The following is a 19730-nucleotide window of genomic DNA, read 5'->3' as shown; positions in this document are numbered from 1 at the left end:
AAAAATTATGATTATTAATTTACTATAATCTTTTTAGTAAGAACTTGGTTTGTATCTGTTCTAAACCATGCAATATAGGCTCCAGACGATACATTTGGTATTTTAAGTCCGTTGTTTAATGTTTCTTGTGACACGTCATTAAGGTCAAAAACAGATTGTCCTGTTATATTAATTAGTGAAAATTTAGTCACTGACCCATTTAACTTTTTGACAAATAAAGAACGTGTATTATTTTGATAGTAAATAAAGTTTTCAGTAGCCTTTAACTCTTCAATACCAAGTGTTTTTGCTTCAGATTGGAAAACGATTTCAAATCTATTATTAAATTTCCCTGCTTCTGATGTAAAGCTATACGGTGTCTCTTGGGTTAAATCAAAATATTCACCTGTCATATTATCTTTTAAATAAATTTCTTGGCTACTGTCAATATTATCAAGTTCTGATATTTTAAGTTCAAAAGAATTATTTCCAGACGAACTAAAGTTTAATGGAACTACTTTATCTTCTGTAATGGGGCCATAAGCTTGAATATTCATGTTTTTACCCTCAAAATTTAAGTTTAAGTCGTTATTGTTTAGTTCTCCACATTCGGCATCATAGCCATAATCATAACCGTCTGAAGTAATATCGCTAAAACCTAAAAGTAATTCTCTGTGAGCTTTAGGACCTTCAACAGAACTAAAATCTAAGCGGATTTTTTGAATTTCATCGGCTTGTGAGTCTGTCGCAGCCACTTGTTCTGTTAATTTTGTATTACTGGTTTTAAAAAATGTGGAGCCATTATCGTAATTACCCTCTACAAAATCTCCTTCTTTTATAAAAACTCTTTGATTGTTGTTAAACTCTACAGTTCCATCTGCAACAACCTCAACTATAAAACCTTGACCAACAGGCAAGTATCGCGTTGGTGTTTTGGTTCCATCTTGAGAAGCTGTTGCTCCATTAAAACCAACAAATTGATAGGCTCTTACACCTCCCATTTTGTTCACCTGAGCATAACCCCCTTCATAATCTTTTAAGTTATGTGAACTCCCTGCCCATTGTTGCCATAATTGCAAATCTCCACTTATAACACCCTGGTTGTCATCAATAAATTTATGGACATCTAATGCCGACGGATAAGGGTTTCCTAATAAACTAGTAGTGGCAGAAACCGAAACTTCTGAACCAGGTCCACCTTTATCTTTTACGTCCACTAAAATAGTACCATTGTTAGGTTTACCTTCAAATATATATTGTTCTTGAGTCCCACCGTTATCTGAACCTTTTTGTGTATACCCTACCCCTGGTTTTATATTAGATTTAGGCGTTAATTTTGCCCAATCCCAATAGGTTACACCATTCATATATGAATATAACCAATATGTGCTTATATAGCCCGCTTTAGAATATGATGAAGTAAATTGTACTGGGAAACCTGTGCCATCTTTAAGTAATTCTAACCTGAAATCTGTATTGTTTAAATTATTGGTTGATGCATTATTATCTGTTAAGGTTGTTGCCCCCGTAGCTCCCACTGGTGAACACCAATAGTTATACCAATATGAGCTAGAAACACCTTCTTGTCGTCTTAAAAGTTTACCTGTAGCTGATGTTACTAAATCACTGGTTGTGGTTTGTATTAATTGTGAATCGCCCTCAAGATTTAATGTTCCATTGAGCTCAAAATACCAAGAGTTTTCAACAAGATTGTCTCCTTGTACTGTTAGTGTACGATCTGAATCTATGATTAAACCATTGGTTTTAATAGAATGATTTAATGTAATATTATTTGAAATTTTTATGATACACCAATCTTTATTGTTTGACACATCTTCTATATCCCACACATCTCCATGTAACCATGTTGATTGATTTGACCACATGCCATCTTCATGGGTTATATAAGGTAAAGGTGCTGTTTGTTCTTGAATATTAGATATGTTATGAATATTCAAAGCATATCCGTTACTTGAATGGTCTGAAATTGATCCACTATTTATTGACGTCATTGGGTAATACGCTAACAAATCTGACCAAGAAACTTTGTTTCCTGAAGATAAATCTGCTATATCCTTTTGAACAATAGCTCCTTTTAAGTTTCCTGAATTATTTTCAATTTCCTGATACACCATTTGTTGTATTTGGCTATCTGTTAAAGACATATCAAACACTCTAACTTCATCAATATCCCCTTTAAAATATTCGGAATCTGTTAATTTATTTGAAAATCGGCCTATTTCAAAAGTATTATTAGCGTCACTTGTTACAGCGATTGGACTTCCTTTTTTTCCTATATTTTTTATGTTAACTAAAACGCCATCAATATAAAGTTTGATTAATCCTGTTGAACTGGAAAAACTTCCTGCAAGGTGATGCCATTCATCAAAATTAATCGCGTTACAATTTTTACAGCCCCCAGCGGATCTTTCTCTGTCTTTGGTTCTGATAGTAAATGTTGGAATATTACCATTTTTTAGCCATAATTTACAAGCGGCATCTTCAGTAGCAATAGTCATATCTTTAGAATTACCTACGTCAGATTTTACCCATGCCATTATAGTAACGTCGTTTAATCCATCTAACATTGAATCTCGAGATAAGTAATTATCTATCCCATTAAAATCCAACATAGCCTCAGTTGGTGGTTTTGGATTAGAATTAAAATAATCTCTATAATCTAAATCTCCACCAGAATTTATATCACTATTAGCATCTCCAAATGCATTGACTAAATCGTTTATATCTCCGGTTGATACTTCATCATTAACATCTAAATAACTTATTATGGTATCAAAGTTATCATCAAGACCATCATTATCAACATCTTTATTGTTCGCAGTACTTGCCTGTCCATTTTCATCAATATCTAGCACTCCATCATTATCAGAATCTGTGTCTAAATAATCTTTAATACCATCATTATCGGTATCTGCCAACTGACTTATATCTGTTCCACCCATTGCAGTTTCGTAAGCATCATCTAATCCATTATGGTTAGCATCTGTAATACTAGCACTAATATTACTTGGTGGGATATATCCAATAGTTGGTTGTGCTTCAACATTATCGGGTATGCCGTCACCATCACTATCAATATCTAGAAAATTCAATATGTAATCAGAATCATCTGAACTTTCTGCAACAACGTAGTTAACTGTGCCCGAATTTGGCGATGTTTGAACTGCATCAGGAATACCGTCTGTTCCAACTACATTGCTAACAACACCATTGGTATTGCTTTGTCCATGACCAGCTTCATCAGCATCAAAAATGCCATCGTTATCACTATCAAGATCATATATGTTTGCAATACCGTCACCATCTGTGTCTAAGTTTGAATTGGTTACTTTTACAGATCCTTCATCAAAATTTCCATAATTAGACATCGTAACCACATATGAATAGGTTCCTGGACTTAACGTAACCGTGCCTTGAACTAAAGTCCAAGGTGTTGCCTTTGATGATCCATTTTGAACTGGAATCGCTATTGTGCCTGTATCAGCCACTAAAGTAGCTCCAGTTTTATTATTTCCTATACCAGAGTAAATAGCAATTTTGGCGGTTGCCGAATTATTATTATCTCTTGGCGAGAAATATCCTGAATACGTTATATTAGTTGTATTAGCAATTGTAAAAGATTGGTATATATCTGCATTACCATTAATATCGAAATAATGCTGTTTAAAACCAACTTCATTCGTGTTAGGGTCTGCATCAAATGGAGGCCCTCCATTTCCGTAATTATAAACATCTCCATCAACCTGAACAACGTTTGGTGTACCACCTGATCCTAAATCGCCAGGGATTAAAATCCAAGGTAAAATGGTATTTGCATTGACACCTTCTCCAGCTTGATTATTACCGTTATTTGTTACAGGAACATTTTCAAACCCACCGTAACTTAATATGCTATTTTCTTGTTTATCTAAAATACCGTCGTTATCATTATCTAAATCTACACTATCATAAACACCATCGCCATCTGTATCTTTATCATTCGATATAAAATTAATTTTATAATCTTCAACTTCTCCGGTATACCAAGGTCCCTTTCCATTAAAATTAAATTCACATGAAGAGAAATCTGTATTTGTGCTAGTTCTAAAAGCAATTCGCATTCTTGAAGACCCTAATTCTGCTGTGCTGGGTACTGGAATACTTATAGGCACATTTAACACCTTATTACCTGGTGCGTATTGATCACTTACAGTAAATAAAAAGCGTTCGCCACTATCTTCAAAATCATTATCACTATTTTTATTGAAGTTCATCCAAACAACAACCGTGTTTACATTAGTATTCCAACCATTAAGTGTTACACTTATAGACCCATTAATTGTTTCACCAACAACAACATCTGTTGCTGCTACCGAAGAATAATAAGTATAATTACCTGTTGTTCCAATACTCGAATTATTAATAGTTCCAAATGAAACATTGGAAATATAATTTGTGTTATTAGATATAATGTTATTAGGCTTACAATATTGGGCTTGAAGTCGATGCGCAGTAAAGAATTCAATAATAAGCAATGTTAATATCACATAAGTGATATTGTAGTAATTTAATTTCATAAGTCAAGCATCTTATTTAGGACTATTTCATAAGTACTACTTAACTCTTGCTAGTAAAATGGATTTTAAAACTACTGAGGGAAGTATATTAGTTATAAAGAGAACAAAACCGTTTACCTTACATCTAATTGTACAAATTTAATATATTCTTTGTATGCGCAATAGGGAAAAGTGATTTTTTTTCGATAAAGTGATTAAAAAATCCGATTAAAAACCGATAAAAAATATGAAATACTTAAATAAACGACTAAAAACACTGCTTATTTGTGTGTAAAAAGCTACAATATTTAAGTTTTAATTTATTGTTTTTCAAATAATTAAAAATTACCGCGATTTTTAAATGTTAGAAACCTATTTAAACCAAGATACTTACCAAATCTTCAATTTTAGAAACCAGCTGAATTTTAATAACGGTAGGTTTAAGTGAAATTTTATTGTATTTGGATACAAAAATAGTTGAAAAACCTAATTTTTCTGCTTCTAAAATACGTTGCTCCACCCGTTGTACTGGACGAATTTCACCAGAAAGACCAACTTCTGCAGCAAAACAATAATCCTTTGGTAATGCCATATCTTCGTTAGAAGATAAAATGGAAGCTACAACCGCTAAATCGATCGCTGGATCATCAACATTGATGCCCCCCGTAATATTTAAAAACACATCTTTGGCGCCTAAACGAAAGCCTGCTCGTTTTTCTAAAACAGCTAATAACATATTAAGTCGTTTGGCATTAAAACCCGTAGCACTTCTTTGGGGGGTTCCATAAACCGCTGTACTTACCAAGGCTTGTACTTCAATCATTAACGGACGCATTCCTTCTAAAGTAGCAGCTACAGCATTACCCGACAGCTCTTCGTCCTTTTTTGAAATTAAAATTTCTGATGGGTTTGATACCTCTCGCAAGCCTGAGCCCTGCATTTCATAAATTCCTAATTCATTTGTAGAACCAAACCGATTTTTATTAGCTCTTAAAATTCTAAATACGTGATTTCTATCGCCTTCAAATTGTAGAACAGTATCTACCATATGCTCCAAAATTTTAGGCCCTGCAATATTACCGTCTTTTGTAATGTGTCCAATTAAAATTACGGGAGTTGCTGTTTCTTTAGCAAATTTAATTAGCTCCGTTGTGCATTCCTTTATTTGTGAAATACTCCCAGAAGAGGATTCTATATAATCACTATGAAGGGTTTGAATAGAATCGATAATAACAATATCCGGCTCTAAAGCTTCAATCTGTTTGAAAATGTTTTGAGTTTTTGTTTCAGTTAAAATATAACAATTTGTACTCTCTGAATGAATACGTTCTGCCCGCATTTTTATTTGCTTTTGGCTTTCCTCTCCAGACACATACAAGGTTTTATAGATCATTTTTAAAGCCACTTGTAAAAGAAGCGTACTTTTACCAATACCTGGTTCTCCTCCTAAAAGTATTAAAGATCCGGGAACAATGCCGCCTCCTAATACACGATTAAATTCTGAATCAAATGTATCTAATCTTGCTTCTTTTGACGTATCAATATCCTGAATACGCAAGGGTTTAGAGACGCGTTTTGTTGATGAACTTGATAATTTCCAATCAGTTTTTTCTTCCTTCTGAATAACTTCTTCAACTATAGTATTCCACTCTTTGCAAGCAGTGCATTGGCCTTGCCACTTTGAGTACTGACTACCACAATTCTGACAAAAAAAAGTTGTTTTTACTTTAGCCATATATACGTCCCATAAATGTGGGAATCTTATTTTTTAGTACCCAAAATCTTCTTTAATCGCATCGGCTTTCTCGAGCATTAAATCTTTAGTAATTCCACCAATTTCTTCAAGTATATAAGCCGATTGATATGTTTTCATAGCTTTTTTTGGTTCTCCTGTTTCTTCGTAAAAACGGGCTAAATAATAATTCCCTAAAAGAGTTTTAGGATATTCTTTACGAGCTAACTTTCCTAATTCCTCAAAATATTCAAATTCTTCTTTCTTTTCTATACAAGCTTCAATAGCTTTAAAATCATTGATTAGAATTTGTTTTTTTATACCAAACAACTCATTGATATCTTGGTATTTATTTTCAAGATATTCTACCGGAGATGTTTCTAATTTAAGTATTGTTTCTTTATACTCATCTTTACTAATGGGTTGGTACACCGAAAAAATATCTTCTAAAGCGTTTGGAATGGCATGTGCTGGAACTGAATAATGTGAAGGACCTTCAAAATTATCGAAATAATAAAATACCTTTTCATTATCAACGGCAGAGATACTTTGGTTTAACTCTGTTGTTCCTTCTTTGATAGAAGCTATATCATTAGTAGTTGTCGCTAAATAATAAAATGTCTTGTTGTTAAGATTTGTTAACCTATCTGGAATATAGGTATTCATTTTAGGGGCCAGTTCTGGGCTAACCACAATGTATCCCTTAAAAATTGGCTGTTCTTTAAGTAAAAAATAGTTGATAAAATTAGCTGTATCTCCATGACCCACAGCAACTTTAAAATTACCAATTCTATATTTTTTTTCTAAATAAGGAATTAACTCCGTCCCAATAAATTCGAAAAACTTAGCACCTGTTTCGATAGGAAGTGAATTTTGTCCTGAATACATACAATCATCAAAACGTTTATCTGATTGATTAACGCCAACCACGATAGCTTCTGGCATATCTTCCCAATAGGAATAATAATCTACATTACCTGCAACGGCTTCAAACATATAATCGCCATCAAACACAATAAACAAAGGGTATATTTTATCTGTGTCTTCACCGTAACCTCTAGGTAATTGAATTTTTAGTTCGCGTGATTCATCTAGCTTAGTAGACATAAAAGGCTCGTAAATAACTTGTGCCTCCATAGTTTTTATTGAGACCACCAATACTAAAATATAAATAATTGATTTCATGTGTTAATTTGTTTGATTTGAGATTTTATACAGGCAAGGTAACAAATAAAGCGAAAGTTTAAAAGCAAAGTTTTAACTGTTCTTTTGTCTGTTATAAATGGGCAAGTATATTAACGATAAACCGCCGATAATAATAATTAGAAGTGTTTGTGATGACCAGATAATCCAGCCAAACGCCAAACTTGGTTCTTTTGCAATTCCGAAAATTGAAAATGCTGCATAAATGGCTAATGGATATGAGCCTATTCCGCCATTAGTTGCAGCAATACTAAAACTTGCAGAAATAAATCCAATTAAAATGGCTCCTATTGAAATACTATCTAATTCTTCAACAGCAAACGACGTTACATAGAACATAAGCACATACATAACCCAAATGAATAGTGTATGGAAAATAAATGCCCATTTTTTTTTCATTTTAAAAATACTTAATATGCCTTCAATTAATCCGTTAACAAACGCTTTAACTTTTAATGCAATTAACGAGTTGCTTCTTTTAATAAAAACTAAAATCAATATAGCCATAAAAAGAAGAACTAGTCCGCCAGTCATGATTTTAAAAAGATTAAATCTGGATACAAAAAAATTATAAATAAATTCAAATTGAAGAAAGAGAGTTATTGCAATAATAGCTAGCATTACTATAACATCTGCAATACGTTCTGAAACTATGGTCCCAAATCCTTTTTCAAAAGGAACTTGTTCATAGTTGCTTAAAATAGACGCTCTAGCAACCTCGCCGGCTCTTGGAATAGTAAAATTGATTAAATAGGCCGAAAAAACAGCCATTATGCTATTTCCCAATTTAATTTTGTAGCCTAAAGGCTCCAGCATGAACCTCCAACGATAAGCTCTTGAAAGATGACTTAATAACCCAAAAAAAACACCTATAAAAATCCATTTATAGTCAGCCTTTTTAAAATAAACAAGTAATTCATCAAAAGACACTTTTGACAATGAATACCAAACCAAAAAAACTCCCAATAATAATGGGAGTATAATTTTTAGTGTTCTTTTAGTATTTTGATTCAACCGATTATTTTAACAAATTAGTGGCTTCATCTGGGAAGACTAAAGAGGGCTTAAATATTTTAGCCTCTTCAATATCCATAAAGGCATAGGTAATTAATATTAATGTATCGCCTACAGAAACTTTTCTGGCGGCGGCTCCATTAAGAGTAATTTCACCACTATTACGTGGCCCAGGAATAACATACGTATCGAGGCGCTCTCCATTATCGTTATTAACAATTTGAACTTTTTCGCCTTGAATAATATTAGCTGCATCCATTAAATCTTCATCAATAGTGATACTACCAATGTAGTTAAGGTCCGCACCTGTACATTTTACTCTGTGAATCTTAGATTTTACAACTTGAACTTGCATGTGGCAAAGATAATTAATTTAATGCGATATTATCAATAAGTCTAATATCACCTGCATATACTGCTATAAACGCTCTATATACTTTATTTTTTGATTTTCGTTTTACTGTTTTTAACGTGTCAACATCTGCAATTATAAAATATTCCAGTTTTAATTGTGGATGATTTTTAAACTGCATTGTTACCCACTTAGTAACTTTATCAGCACTTTTTGTGCCAAATTGTTCTTTGGCAGCTTTTAAAGTTTTATAAATGAATGGTGCTGCATTTTTTTGCTCATCTGTCAGTCTAGTGTTTCTAGAACTCATAGCCAGACCATTGCGTTCCCTATATATGTCGCAACCTACTACGTTAACTGGAATATTATAATTGTCTACAAGTTTTTTAATGATTTGTAATTGCTGAAAATCTTTTTCTCCAAAATAAGCATTGTCTGGTTGTATAATTTCAAACAATCGTTTTACGACTGTACCAACACCATCAAAATGACCTGCTCTAAACTTACCTTCCATCTCTAATTCAAGTCCGTCAAAATTAAATTTTCTAGACTTAGTATTTCCTTTGTATATAGCATCTACTGACGGAGCAAAAATCAAAATTTCACTCGAAATAGCTTCAAGAAGCTTAAGATCATCCTCTAAAGTTCTTGGATACGTTTTAAGATCGTTAACATTATTAAATTGTGTAGGGTTAACAAAAATACTAACAAAAACCTTGTCGTTATTAAGTAATGCTTTTTTAACCAAAGCTAAATGACCTTCATGCAAAGCCCCCATGGTAGGAACAAATCCAATTTTTAAATGTTGAGCCTTAATAGCTTCAATCACTTCATTAATTTGCTCTGAATCTGAAAAAACCTCCATTATTTAATAAAATTTTAACGGGTGCAAACTTAAGATTTTACAAGCAATCTGCATAAATTTTTGTACTTTTGCGTGTTTTTTATTTTGATTTTTATAAAGCTAGCCCTTTTCTAAATAGGCAAATGGCAATTTTTGATTTAAAAAAACGTGGTTATTTATGTTATATAGAGCCATTGAAAATGCAACAAAAACGAACTTATGAAAGATAAGAGGATATTATATGTATCATCTGAAGTAGTGCCTTATTTACCTGAAACCGAAATTTCTTCAATGTCTTTTGAGGCACCAAGATTGGTGAATCAACAAGGTGGTCAAATAAGAATTTTCATGCCTAGATACGGAAATATTAATGAAAGAAGACATCAACTACACGAAGTTATAAGATTATCAGGGATAAATTTGGTTATAAACGATCTTGATATGCCTCTTATTATTAAAGTAGCCTCTATTCCAAAAGAACGTATTCAGGTTTATTTTATTGATAATGACGAGTACTTTAAAAGAAAAGCAACTTTAACAGACGAAAACGGAAGCCTGTTTCCAGACAATGATGAGCGTGCTATATTTTTTGCAAAAGGCGTTATTGAAACCGTTAAAAAATTAAACTGGTCTCCAGACGTTATTCATGTTCATGGTTGGTTGGCTTCATTATTACCGTTGTACTTAAAAGAGTATTACAAGGATGAGCCATTATTTAGCGACAGCAAAATTGTAACCTCTATTTATAGTCAAAGTTTCGATGATACCTTGAATAAAGATATGCTTAACAAAGTGAAATTTGATAACATTGATGAAACTGCAATTGAAGTGCTTAAAGTTCCTTCTTACACTAACTTGATGAAAGTGGCTATCAATTATTCTGATGCCTTAATAGTTGGATCTGAAAACATTCCAGCTGATTTAGAAACCTATTTAAAAGATTCTAAAAAACCTGTTTTAGAATACAAATATAAAGACGAATTTGGTGAAGCTTATACAAGTTTTTTAAATTCAAAAGTTATTGCATAAACCTGTTGTTCTTCACAAAAAAGATATGAAAAAAATATTTAAAGCCCTTAAATTTACTAGTGTTTTCTTGTTAATTGCTGCCACATTTATTGGATGTGATAAAGAATTTAACACTATTGAAAGCGACGTTATTGGTGTGAAAAACTTCGAGACAGACCATGCTTTGGTGCCTATAACATCGTTTAACAAAAAACTCGATTCTCTTCAAATAAACAATCTACCGACTACTGAGCTTGGTGTGTTTAACGACCCTGTTTACGGACAAACAAAAGCAAGTATTATTGCGCAAGTAGTCCCAACATCATTTAGCCCTAGTTTTGGTGATAATCCAGCTATTGACTCTGTAGTTTTAAGTATCCCATATTATAGTAAAACGGCTGCAGACTCACCTGATGCAGATGGAAATACTGTTTACTCGATTAGTGATTCTTTATACGGAACTGCACCAATAAAACTAAGTGTTTACCAAAACAACTATTTTTTAAGAGATTTTGATCCGAACTCACAGACTAACGAGGCTCAAAAGTTTTATTCTCATGCTAATGGAGACATTAATGCCACAGATAATTTTGCAATAACAGAAAGTGGCTCTATTAATTTTGACGATTTTAAAGGAGATCTTATCTATGAAAATGGAAACTTTACGCCTAGTAGTGACGCTATTGTAGAAAAAATAGTGAATGGAGATACAGAAACCCTTGAAAGATCAATTCCTGCTTTAAGAGTTATGTTAGATCCTACTTTTTGGAAAACTGCCATTATAGATAAAGAAGGAAGTACAGAATTAAGTAACGGTAATAGCTTTAAAAACTATTTTAGAGGCCTATATTTTAAAGCAGAAGCAATTGGTAATGATGGCAATATGGTTATGCTCAACTTAAGATCCTCTGCTTCTAAAATAACTATATATTATTCTTATGATTCTACCATTACAACTGGAGAAAGACTTCAAAGTACTTATACGCTTAACTTTACAGGCAATATATTAAATACCTTTATTAACGATTATACCCCAGTTCCTTTAGCTAATGGAGACAAGACTAATGGCGATGAAAAACTTTACTTAAAAGGTGCTGAAGGTTCTATGGCAGAAGTTGATTTGTTTACAGGTACAGTTGATTATAATGGTGAACAAATTAGTGCATTAGATGCATTTAAAAAAACCTACAGAGCGGTAGACGCCAATGGAAACTATATTGTAAAAAACGGAAAGTTTGAATTAAAAAAACTCATTAACGAAGCTCAATTAGTAGTTTACGAAGATGAAAACATGACTGCTCCAGTTGATTATCATAAATATGATAGACTTTACGCTTATGATATTAAAAACAATATATTTTTAACCGATTATGATTACGACCCAACAGGCAGCACAACAGATCCATTAAACTCGAAATACGTTCATTTAGGACAACGCCAAACGGATGACAATGGAATTTCTAAATACAAAATACGTCTTACCGAGCATTTAAATAATATTTTACTTAGAGACTCTACAAACACTAAAATAGGGTTGGTATTGTCAACAAACGTTAATGAAACTTCTAGCTCAGACATTTTAAATAGTCATGATGCCGTAACAGGTGTGCCCTCAGCATCAATTATAACTCCAAGAGGTACCATATTATACGGTAGCAATCAAAATGTACCAGATAATAGAAGAATGGAATTAGAGGTCTTCTTTACAGACCCTAAATAAGATTTTAATTATTAAACATTATTCGGTAAAATTCACTTCTAATATGATTATAGAAGTGAATTTCATCGTTTAAAACAATAAGTTTACATAATATATTAGAGTTCGTTAAGATTTTTTATACATATTTGTTCAAAATTAAAAACCCAAATTAATTATGTGTGGAATTGTTGGATATATTGGATACAGAGAAGCCTACCCAATTGTTATTGAAGGACTTAAACGATTAGAATATAGAGGTTACGATAGCGCAGGTATTGCTCTATTCGATAACTCAGAATTAAAAGTATGTAAAACCAAAGGGAAAGTTGCAGACTTAGAAAATAAGTTAGCAGATGAAATTTCCATAAAAGGAAAAATAGGAATTGGACATACCAGATGGGCAACGCACGGTGTTCCAAATGATGTTAACTCGCATCCTCACTATTCAAATTCTCAAAATTTAGTTATTATTCATAATGGTATCATCGAAAACTACGAATCACTTCGTAAAGAGTTAATTTCTCGTGGATATACATTCAAATCTGACACTGATACCGAAGTATTAGTGAATCTGATTGAAGAAGTAAAAAAACAGGAAAACGTTAAATTAGGAAAAGCAGTTCAAATTGCATTAAACCAAGTAATAGGGGCCTATGCTATTGCTGTTTTTGATAAAACACAACCTAACGAAATAGTTATTGCTCGTTTAGGAAGTCCTTTAGCTATTGGAGTTGGCGAAGGCGAATATTTTATAGCTAGTGATGCTTCTCCGTTTATAGAATATACCAAAAATGCCATTTATTTAGAAGATGAAGAAATGGCTATTATTAGGTTAAACAAAGATATTAAGGTTAGAAAAATAAAAGATGATTCCTTAGTAAATCCTTACATGCAGGCGCTTCAAATGAACTTGGATCAAATTGAAAAAGGTGGTTTTGAGCATTTTATGTTGAAGGAGATTTATGAACAACCTAAAGCTATTACAGATACCTATAGAGGACGACTTAACAGAAATGAAGCTATCATAAAAATGTCCAGTGTAGAAGACAATATGAAAAAATTTCTTGCTGCAGACCGAATTATTATTGTAGCTTGTGGTACATCATGGCACGCAGGTTTAGTTGCAGAATATATATTTGAAGATTTAGCGAGAATTCCTGTAGAAGTAGAGTATGCTTCAGAATTTAGATATAGAAATCCTATTATAACAGAAAGAGATGTCGTTATAGCTATCTCTCAATCTGGAGAAACAGCCGATACGCTTGCAGCTATAAAACTAGCAAAATCTAAAGGTGCTTTTGTTTTTGGAGTTTGTAATGTTGTAGGCTCTTCAATTGCGAGAGAAACGCACTCTGGGGCTTATACACACGCTGGTCCAGAAATTGGTGTAGCTTCTACAAAAGCTTTTACAACACAAATTACTGTTTTATCACTTATTGCATTACGTTTAGCAAGAGCTAAAGGCACAATTTCTAGTTCAGAGTTCCGTCATCATTTACTTGAATTTGAAATGATTCCAAAGAAAGTAGAAAAAGCGTTAGAGTCTGATGCTCATATTAAAATGATTGCAGATATTTATAAAGACTCACGCAATTGTTTATACTTAGGAAGAGGCTATAATTTCCCAGTGGCACTTGAAGGTGCTTTAAAATTAAAAGAGATATCCTATATTCACGCCGAAGGTTATCCTGCTGCTGAAATGAAACACGGCCCTATTGCTTTAATTGACGAAAACATGCCTATTGTTGTTATTGCTACTAAAAAAGGACACTACGAAAAAGTAGTGAGCAATATTCAAGAAATTAAATCAAGAAAAGGAAAAATTATAGCTATCGTTACTGAAGGAGACGTTGATGTAAGAGCATTAGCAGATCATGTTATCGAAGTTCCTGAAACATTAGAATCTTTATCTCCATTATTAACGACTATCCCTTTACAATTGCTTTCTTACCATATTGCTGTTTTATTAGGTAAAAACGTAGATCAACCACGAAATTTAGCAAAGTCTGTTACGGTGGAGTAATCTTGAAAGGGGGTATTTATCGGATAATTATAATGGAGAGGTATTCTTAACTTGTATTGTTGAGATTACCTCTCCAAAATTTTGGGTTCTTCCAATTTCCAAAAATCAAGAAGAAAAATTCAATCTCATTAAAAAAATGAGAGATGATGGATTTACTTTTCTTGAAATAAGTGATTATCTAAATACTTCCGAATATAAACCTCAACGAACTGATAAATTTACTTCCCAACAAGTTTTTGGATTGTTTGATAAAATGAATAAACGGATAAAAAGATTACAAAAAATTAAACCACCAAAAGCTGTAAGTGTTGGGTTGATATTAAATGAATAATTCTTAAATTTGGTTCATGGGGAAAGGTGTTGTAATTATGTTAATTGTTTTTATCAGTGTTGGAATTCTTCATTTTATTTCAATTAGAATGATGAAAGTTTCAGATAACAAAAAACAAAAAACCAGAAAAGTATTTTGGTATTTTTATGGAGTGATATTTACTCTCAGTGCTATTGTTAATTTGATTGAAAAAGAAGAGTTAAATTTTATATTCTTCATACAAATGATTGTTGGAATATTATTTATTATTCTAAACTTCTTAGGAAAGATTGAAACAAAACCAAGTTAGTTTTACATTAACTCATTTCAATCTGGAGAATTGTCAAGTTTAATTACCGTAGAATAAGTTGTAACAGACTTTTTTAAATCTACACATATTAAATTTACTATTCAGTTTAATATGCTAATTTCTCAATAAAAGGCTATAATTTTGCTGATGATGCAAGTATTAACGCCTTTTTTTGACAAGAAACTACTATGCGCGCATAATTTTTTTATATTTATGTAATTATACCTCATTTTATTTTTTATATTGCCACACTTAAATTAAACTAACTTATAAATGAAAACAATTCTCCCAATTTTAATGTTGTTTTTTTGCGGATTAGCAAATGCACAAACAACAATTACTGGAACCGTTGTTGATGATAGTAGTCAACCTTTACCAGGAGCCAACATTATAATTGTTGGAACTTCTACCGGAACAGTTACTGATTTTGATGGTAACTTTACCCTGAAAACTAATCTAAATCCTCCATTTGCCCTGCAAGCAAGTATTATTGGTTTTGAAACAGTAACAGAACAGATTACTAAAGATAATCAAACCGTTAATTTTGTTTTAACTGAAGGAACCTCATTAGATGAAGTCGTTATTTCTGCTTCTAGAACACCAGAACGTATTTTTGAATCTCCTGTTACAGTAGAACGCTTAGGACTTAAAGAAATAAAAAACACGGCTTCAGTCGATTTTTATGATGGCCTTGAAAACCTTAAAGGTGTCGATGTAAACACAAACAGTTTAACTTTTAAATCTGTTAACACCAGAGGTTTTGCGACTTTTGCTAATAACCGGTTTATGCAATTGGTTGACGGCATGGACAACTCCACCCCTGCATTAAACTTTCCTATTGGAAATTTAGTTGGTATGATTGAAACCGATGTTCAAAGTGTTGAATTGCTTCCAGGTGCCTCCTCTGCTCTTTACGGTGCAAATGCCTTTAATGGAATATTATTTATGCGCAGTAAAAACCCTTTTGATCACCATGGAATAAGCGCTTATTACAAACAAGGAATAACATCTCAACAAGCCGCAGGAGATAATCCATACACTGATTTTGGCATTCGGGCAGCCTATAAATTTAGTAACAAATTTGCTGCTAAAGTAAACTTTGGTTATTTAAAAGGAACTGATTGGGCTGCGAATAGCCGAGTAGATAAAAATTCAAATGGAGGTACAAGAGAAACTAATATAAATTACAATGGTGTTAATGTTTATGGTGATGTGGTTGCTACAAATATTAGATCTAAAGCTCCATTAGCCTACAAATCACTTGTTCCAGACGTTTCTGTGAGTAGAACAGGTTATGATGAAGCGGACTTAACAGACTATAATGCTGAAAGCATTAAAGCAGATTGGGGTTTATATTATCGCCCTTTTGAAAATGATTTTGAAATATCTTATGTGGGAAAAGCAGGTACAGGTTCAACTATTTACCAAGGAAGTAACAGGTATCATATTGATGGTTTCTTCCAAGAACAGCATAAATTAGAAATAAGAAATAATAATTTCTTTCTAAGAGGCTATGTAGTTGGAGATAAAGCTGGAAAATCCTATGATATGGTGGCAACAGCTATTCAGATTAACAGAGCATGGAAAAGTGATACACAATGGTTTGGAGATTATATTGGTACTTATGTTCAATCAACCCTTGGTGGGGCAACAGACGCGCAGGCTCATGCAGCTGCTAGAGCCGTTGCTGAATCTGGTAGATTTTTACCAGGCACTCCTGAATTTAACGCTGCTTATAATAAAAGTATCAATGATCCTAATTTAATAACAGGTTCTAAATTTCAGGATGCTTCTAAATATTACCATGCCGATGGAAACTACAATTTTAGCCATTTAATTGATTGGGCTGAAATACAAGTGGGTGGGTCTTATAGAAAATATAAGTTAAATTCATCGGGTACTATTTATACTGATACTCCAGAAAATGGTCCTATAGATTATTCAGAATATGGAATTTACACTCAAATTCAAAAACCAATTGAGTTGAATGATGCTTTAAGTTTAAAACTAACCGGTTCTATTCGTTATGATAAATCAGAATTCTTTGATGGTTTCTTTTCTCCAAGATTATCTGCAGGTTTAACCATCAATAAAAACCATAATATTAGAGCCTCTGTACAAACAGGGTTTAGAAATCCAACAACCCAAGATTTGTTTATTGGTCTAGATACTGGAGCCTATGTTTTAATGGGTTCTGCGCCAGATAATTTAAATCGCTATTCAAGACCCTACAACATAAGTGATGCTGGTCAAGCACTTGGTCAACCAAGTACTATTACACAAACAGGTGCTACAGCTTATACAAATTCATATTCAAGAAGATCTGTAGAGCAACTTGCTGCAACTGGTGATCCTAGTGTTTTAAAAGTGGCCAATCCGGGCTTAGTAAAACCGGAGCAAGTTACTTCTGCCGAGGTAGGTTATCGAGGGAAATTTAAAAACCTAATTGTTGACTTTAGTGCTTATTACAATAAGTATAAAGATTTTATCTCTCAAGGATATGTTATAGCCCCATTGTATGGGACAGCAGGAGATAATTCCTTATCAGTGGCTGCAGTGGCCAATGAAGATTATCAAGTATATGGCACTTATACTAACGCAGAAGCCGATGTTAAATCATATGGTGCTTCAATTGGATTATCAACTAAAGTATTTGGCAATTTTGATTTAAGCGGAAGTTATACATTTGCAAAATTAGACTTTGACCAAGCTAAATATCCAGACTTCGTAACAAATTTTAATACGCCTGAGCATAAATTCAAAGCGTCTTTTGGAAATACAGAATTATTCAAAAACTTTGGATTTAATGTGTCTTACAGGTTTAGTGATGATTACTATTGGGAAGCGACCTTTGGTGATGGTGTAATACCAGAATATCATGTGGTTGATGCACAAATTAACTTAACCATACCTAGTATGAAATCTATGTTTAAATTAGGTGCAACTAATCTTACTGGAAAAGAATATACTACTGCTTTTGGAACAGGCTACATAGGTTCCATGTACTATGTTTCATGGACTATTAACAACTTATAAAAAAATTATTATGAATGCAAAATATATATGGCTGTTAATAATCCTATTAGGATTTACAGCTTGTAACACAGAAGAAGATCTTTCTAGAACTCCGGTAGTAGAACCATTACCAGAATTAACTACTGGAACGGCAGACTTTTCAAACTATGTAGCACTTGGTGCTTCTTTTACCGCAGGCTATACAGACAATGCTTTATTTAAAGCAAGCCAAGAAAATTCGTTTCCAAATATCATAGCAAAAGAATTTGCAAAATTAGGTGGCGGAACATTTACCCAGCCTTTAATGAATGATAATTATGGTGGTTTGGCCGCTGGAGGAAACCGAATTACAGATCCAAGGTTAGTGTTTGGAGGTGCTGGCCCTGTATCATTAGAATCCGTAATTGGTCCAGTAACTGTTAGTACAGACATTGTACTTAACAACCCAACAGGAACTTTTAATAACTTAGGTGTTCCTGGTGCCAAAAGTTTTCATCTGCTAGCAAATGGCTACGGAAACATAGCTAACTTTCCAGCAGCAGCCAATCCATATGCTATTCGCTTAACAGGAAGTTCACCGAACGCCTCTATTTTAGAATTAGCAATGGCTCAAAATCCTACATTTTTTACCCTATCAGAAATTGGTGGTAATGATGTGTTAGGGTACGCTACATCAGGAGGCGATGGATCCAATCCAATTACAGATTCTCCAACTTTTGATTTTGCGTTTAACACTTTAGTTACTATGCTCACTTCTGGTGGTGCTAAAGGGGTTGTTACTAATGTACCATACATTACAGATTTACCACATTTTACAACGGTTCCTTATAGTCCTTTAGATCCATCAAATTCAAGTTTTGGTCCGTTAATTCCAACACTTAATGGAATTTTTGGTCAATTAAATAACGTCTTTGCTTATTTACAATCAGTAGGAGCAATTACTAATGCAGAAGAACGCTCAATTGTTTTTTCTACGACTGCCGCAAGTGCAGTTGTAATAAAAGATGAGACTTTAACAGACATATCTGCTCAAATAGCAGGAGTATTAAGTGCAAGTCCCGAATTTGCCGGGTTATTACAAAGTTTTGGTTTACCAACAGACCCTGTTACAGTTGGTACAGTAGCAGCTTTGTTTGGTGCTAGTTATGGTCAATCAAGACAAGCAACAGCAAATGATTTACTTGTTTTGCCTAGTATGAGTGTTATTGGAACTGTAAATACTACGGCAATGCAAGCCTTAATGGGATATGGTTTATCTCAACAATTGGCAGCACAGTTTTCTACAGAAGGTGTAACACTTCCTCTTGAAGATAAATGGGTGCTAATACCTAGCGAGCAAGCCGAAATTAAAGCAGCAACAGATGCCTATAATGCTACCATTGCAAGTGTGGCTTCCTCAAACCCAAATGTGGCATTAGTTGATTTAAATAGCATTCTTGATGAGGCTGCAACCACAGGACTTGTTTCTGATAATTTTACACTAACGACTAGTTTAGTAACCGGAGGTGCCGTTAGTTTAGACGGTATTCATCTTACTGCAAGAGGTTATGCGTATATGGCTGACAAATTTTTAGAAGCTATAGATGCCGCTTTTGGTTCTAATTTTGTTGAATCTGGAAATGTAGCTAATATTGGTGACTATCCAACAAACTATTCTCCATTACTACAATAAGGAACAGAATAAA

General features: G+C 33.2%; 13 protein-coding genes. 7 read left to right on the top strand and 6 right to left on the bottom strand.

Annotated features, from left to right (window positions below; genetic code table 11):
* Positions 1-14: 14 nt before the first annotated feature.
* The 6 genes from G5V56_RS01935 to panC form a co-directional block, all read right to left on the bottom strand.
* Positions 15-4556 (bottom strand): LamG-like jellyroll fold domain-containing protein, encoded by a 4542-nt coding sequence (locus G5V56_RS01935; RefSeq protein ID WP_166960468.1) that lies wholly within the window; start codon positions 4554-4556, stop codon positions 15-17.
* A 355-nt stretch (positions 4557-4911) separates the two neighbouring features.
* The gene (gene radA / locus G5V56_RS01930) at positions 4912-6270 is read right to left on the bottom strand and encodes a DNA repair protein RadA (RefSeq protein WP_166960465.1); all 1359 of its coding nucleotides are present in this window, start codon (positions 6268-6270) and stop codon (positions 4912-4914) included.
* Between the two features lie 33 nt (positions 6271-6303).
* Complete coding sequence (locus G5V56_RS01925; RefSeq protein WP_166960462.1) at positions 6304-7452, bottom strand: alpha/beta hydrolase; 1149 nt, start codon at positions 7450-7452, stop codon at positions 6304-6306.
* 72 nt (positions 7453-7524) lie between these two features.
* Complete coding sequence (locus tag G5V56_RS01920) at positions 7525-8484, bottom strand: lysylphosphatidylglycerol synthase transmembrane domain-containing protein (RefSeq protein WP_166960459.1); 960 nt, start codon at positions 8482-8484, stop codon at positions 7525-7527.
* Between the two features lie 4 nt (positions 8485-8488).
* Positions 8489-8839, bottom strand: a complete 351-nt coding sequence (gene panD, locus G5V56_RS01915) for an aspartate 1-decarboxylase (RefSeq protein ID WP_166960455.1) — start codon at positions 8837-8839, stop codon at positions 8489-8491.
* 13 nt (positions 8840-8852) lie between these two features.
* Entirely contained in the window at positions 8853-9701 is an 849-nt protein-coding gene (gene panC, locus G5V56_RS01910) for a pantoate--beta-alanine ligase (protein ID WP_166960452.1), read from the bottom strand.
* A gap of 198 nt (positions 9702-9899) precedes the next feature.
* Between panC and G5V56_RS01905 the strand changes: the two genes are divergently transcribed.
* From G5V56_RS01905 to G5V56_RS01875, 7 genes are all read left to right on the top strand, one after another.
* A complete protein-coding gene (locus tag G5V56_RS01905) occupies positions 9900-10709 on the top strand; it encodes a glycogen/starch synthase (protein ID WP_166960449.1) in 810 nt (269 codons plus the stop codon).
* Between the two features lie 25 nt (positions 10710-10734).
* A complete protein-coding gene (locus G5V56_RS01900) occupies positions 10735-12408 on the top strand; it encodes a DUF4270 domain-containing protein (RefSeq protein WP_166960446.1) in 1674 nt (557 codons plus the stop codon).
* A gap of 154 nt (positions 12409-12562) precedes the next feature.
* Positions 12563-14410 (top strand): glutamine--fructose-6-phosphate transaminase (isomerizing), encoded by a 1848-nt coding sequence (gene glmS, locus G5V56_RS01895; protein WP_166960443.1) that lies wholly within the window; start codon positions 12563-12565, stop codon positions 14408-14410.
* 136 nt (positions 14411-14546) lie between these two features.
* Positions 14547-14741: a hypothetical protein gene (locus G5V56_RS01890; protein WP_166960440.1), complete on the top strand. Its 195-nt coding sequence runs from the start codon at positions 14547-14549 to the stop codon at positions 14739-14741.
* A 16-nt stretch (positions 14742-14757) separates the two neighbouring features.
* Positions 14758-15030 carry a hypothetical protein gene (locus tag G5V56_RS01885; RefSeq protein WP_166960437.1) on the top strand — a complete coding sequence of 91 codons (273 nt, stop codon included), beginning with the start codon at positions 14758-14760 and terminating at the stop codon, positions 15028-15030.
* 273 nt (positions 15031-15303) lie between these two features.
* Positions 15304-18066 (top strand): TonB-dependent receptor, encoded by a 2763-nt coding sequence (locus tag G5V56_RS01880; protein WP_166960434.1) that lies wholly within the window; start codon positions 15304-15306, stop codon positions 18064-18066.
* A 10-nt stretch (positions 18067-18076) separates the two neighbouring features.
* Positions 18077-19717, top strand: coding sequence for an SGNH/GDSL hydrolase family protein (locus G5V56_RS01875; protein WP_166960431.1), 1641 nt, complete (start codon positions 18077-18079; stop codon positions 19715-19717).
* Positions 19718-19730: the final 13 nt, after the last annotated feature.

The sequence above is a fragment of the Yeosuana marina genome, assembly GCF_011762485.1.
Classification (GTDB): Bacteria; Bacteroidota; Bacteroidia; order Flavobacteriales; family Flavobacteriaceae; genus Yeosuana; species Yeosuana marina.
The sequence above is the reverse complement of the archived record's forward strand: the minus strand, read 5'-3'. Positions and strand labels throughout refer to the sequence as shown.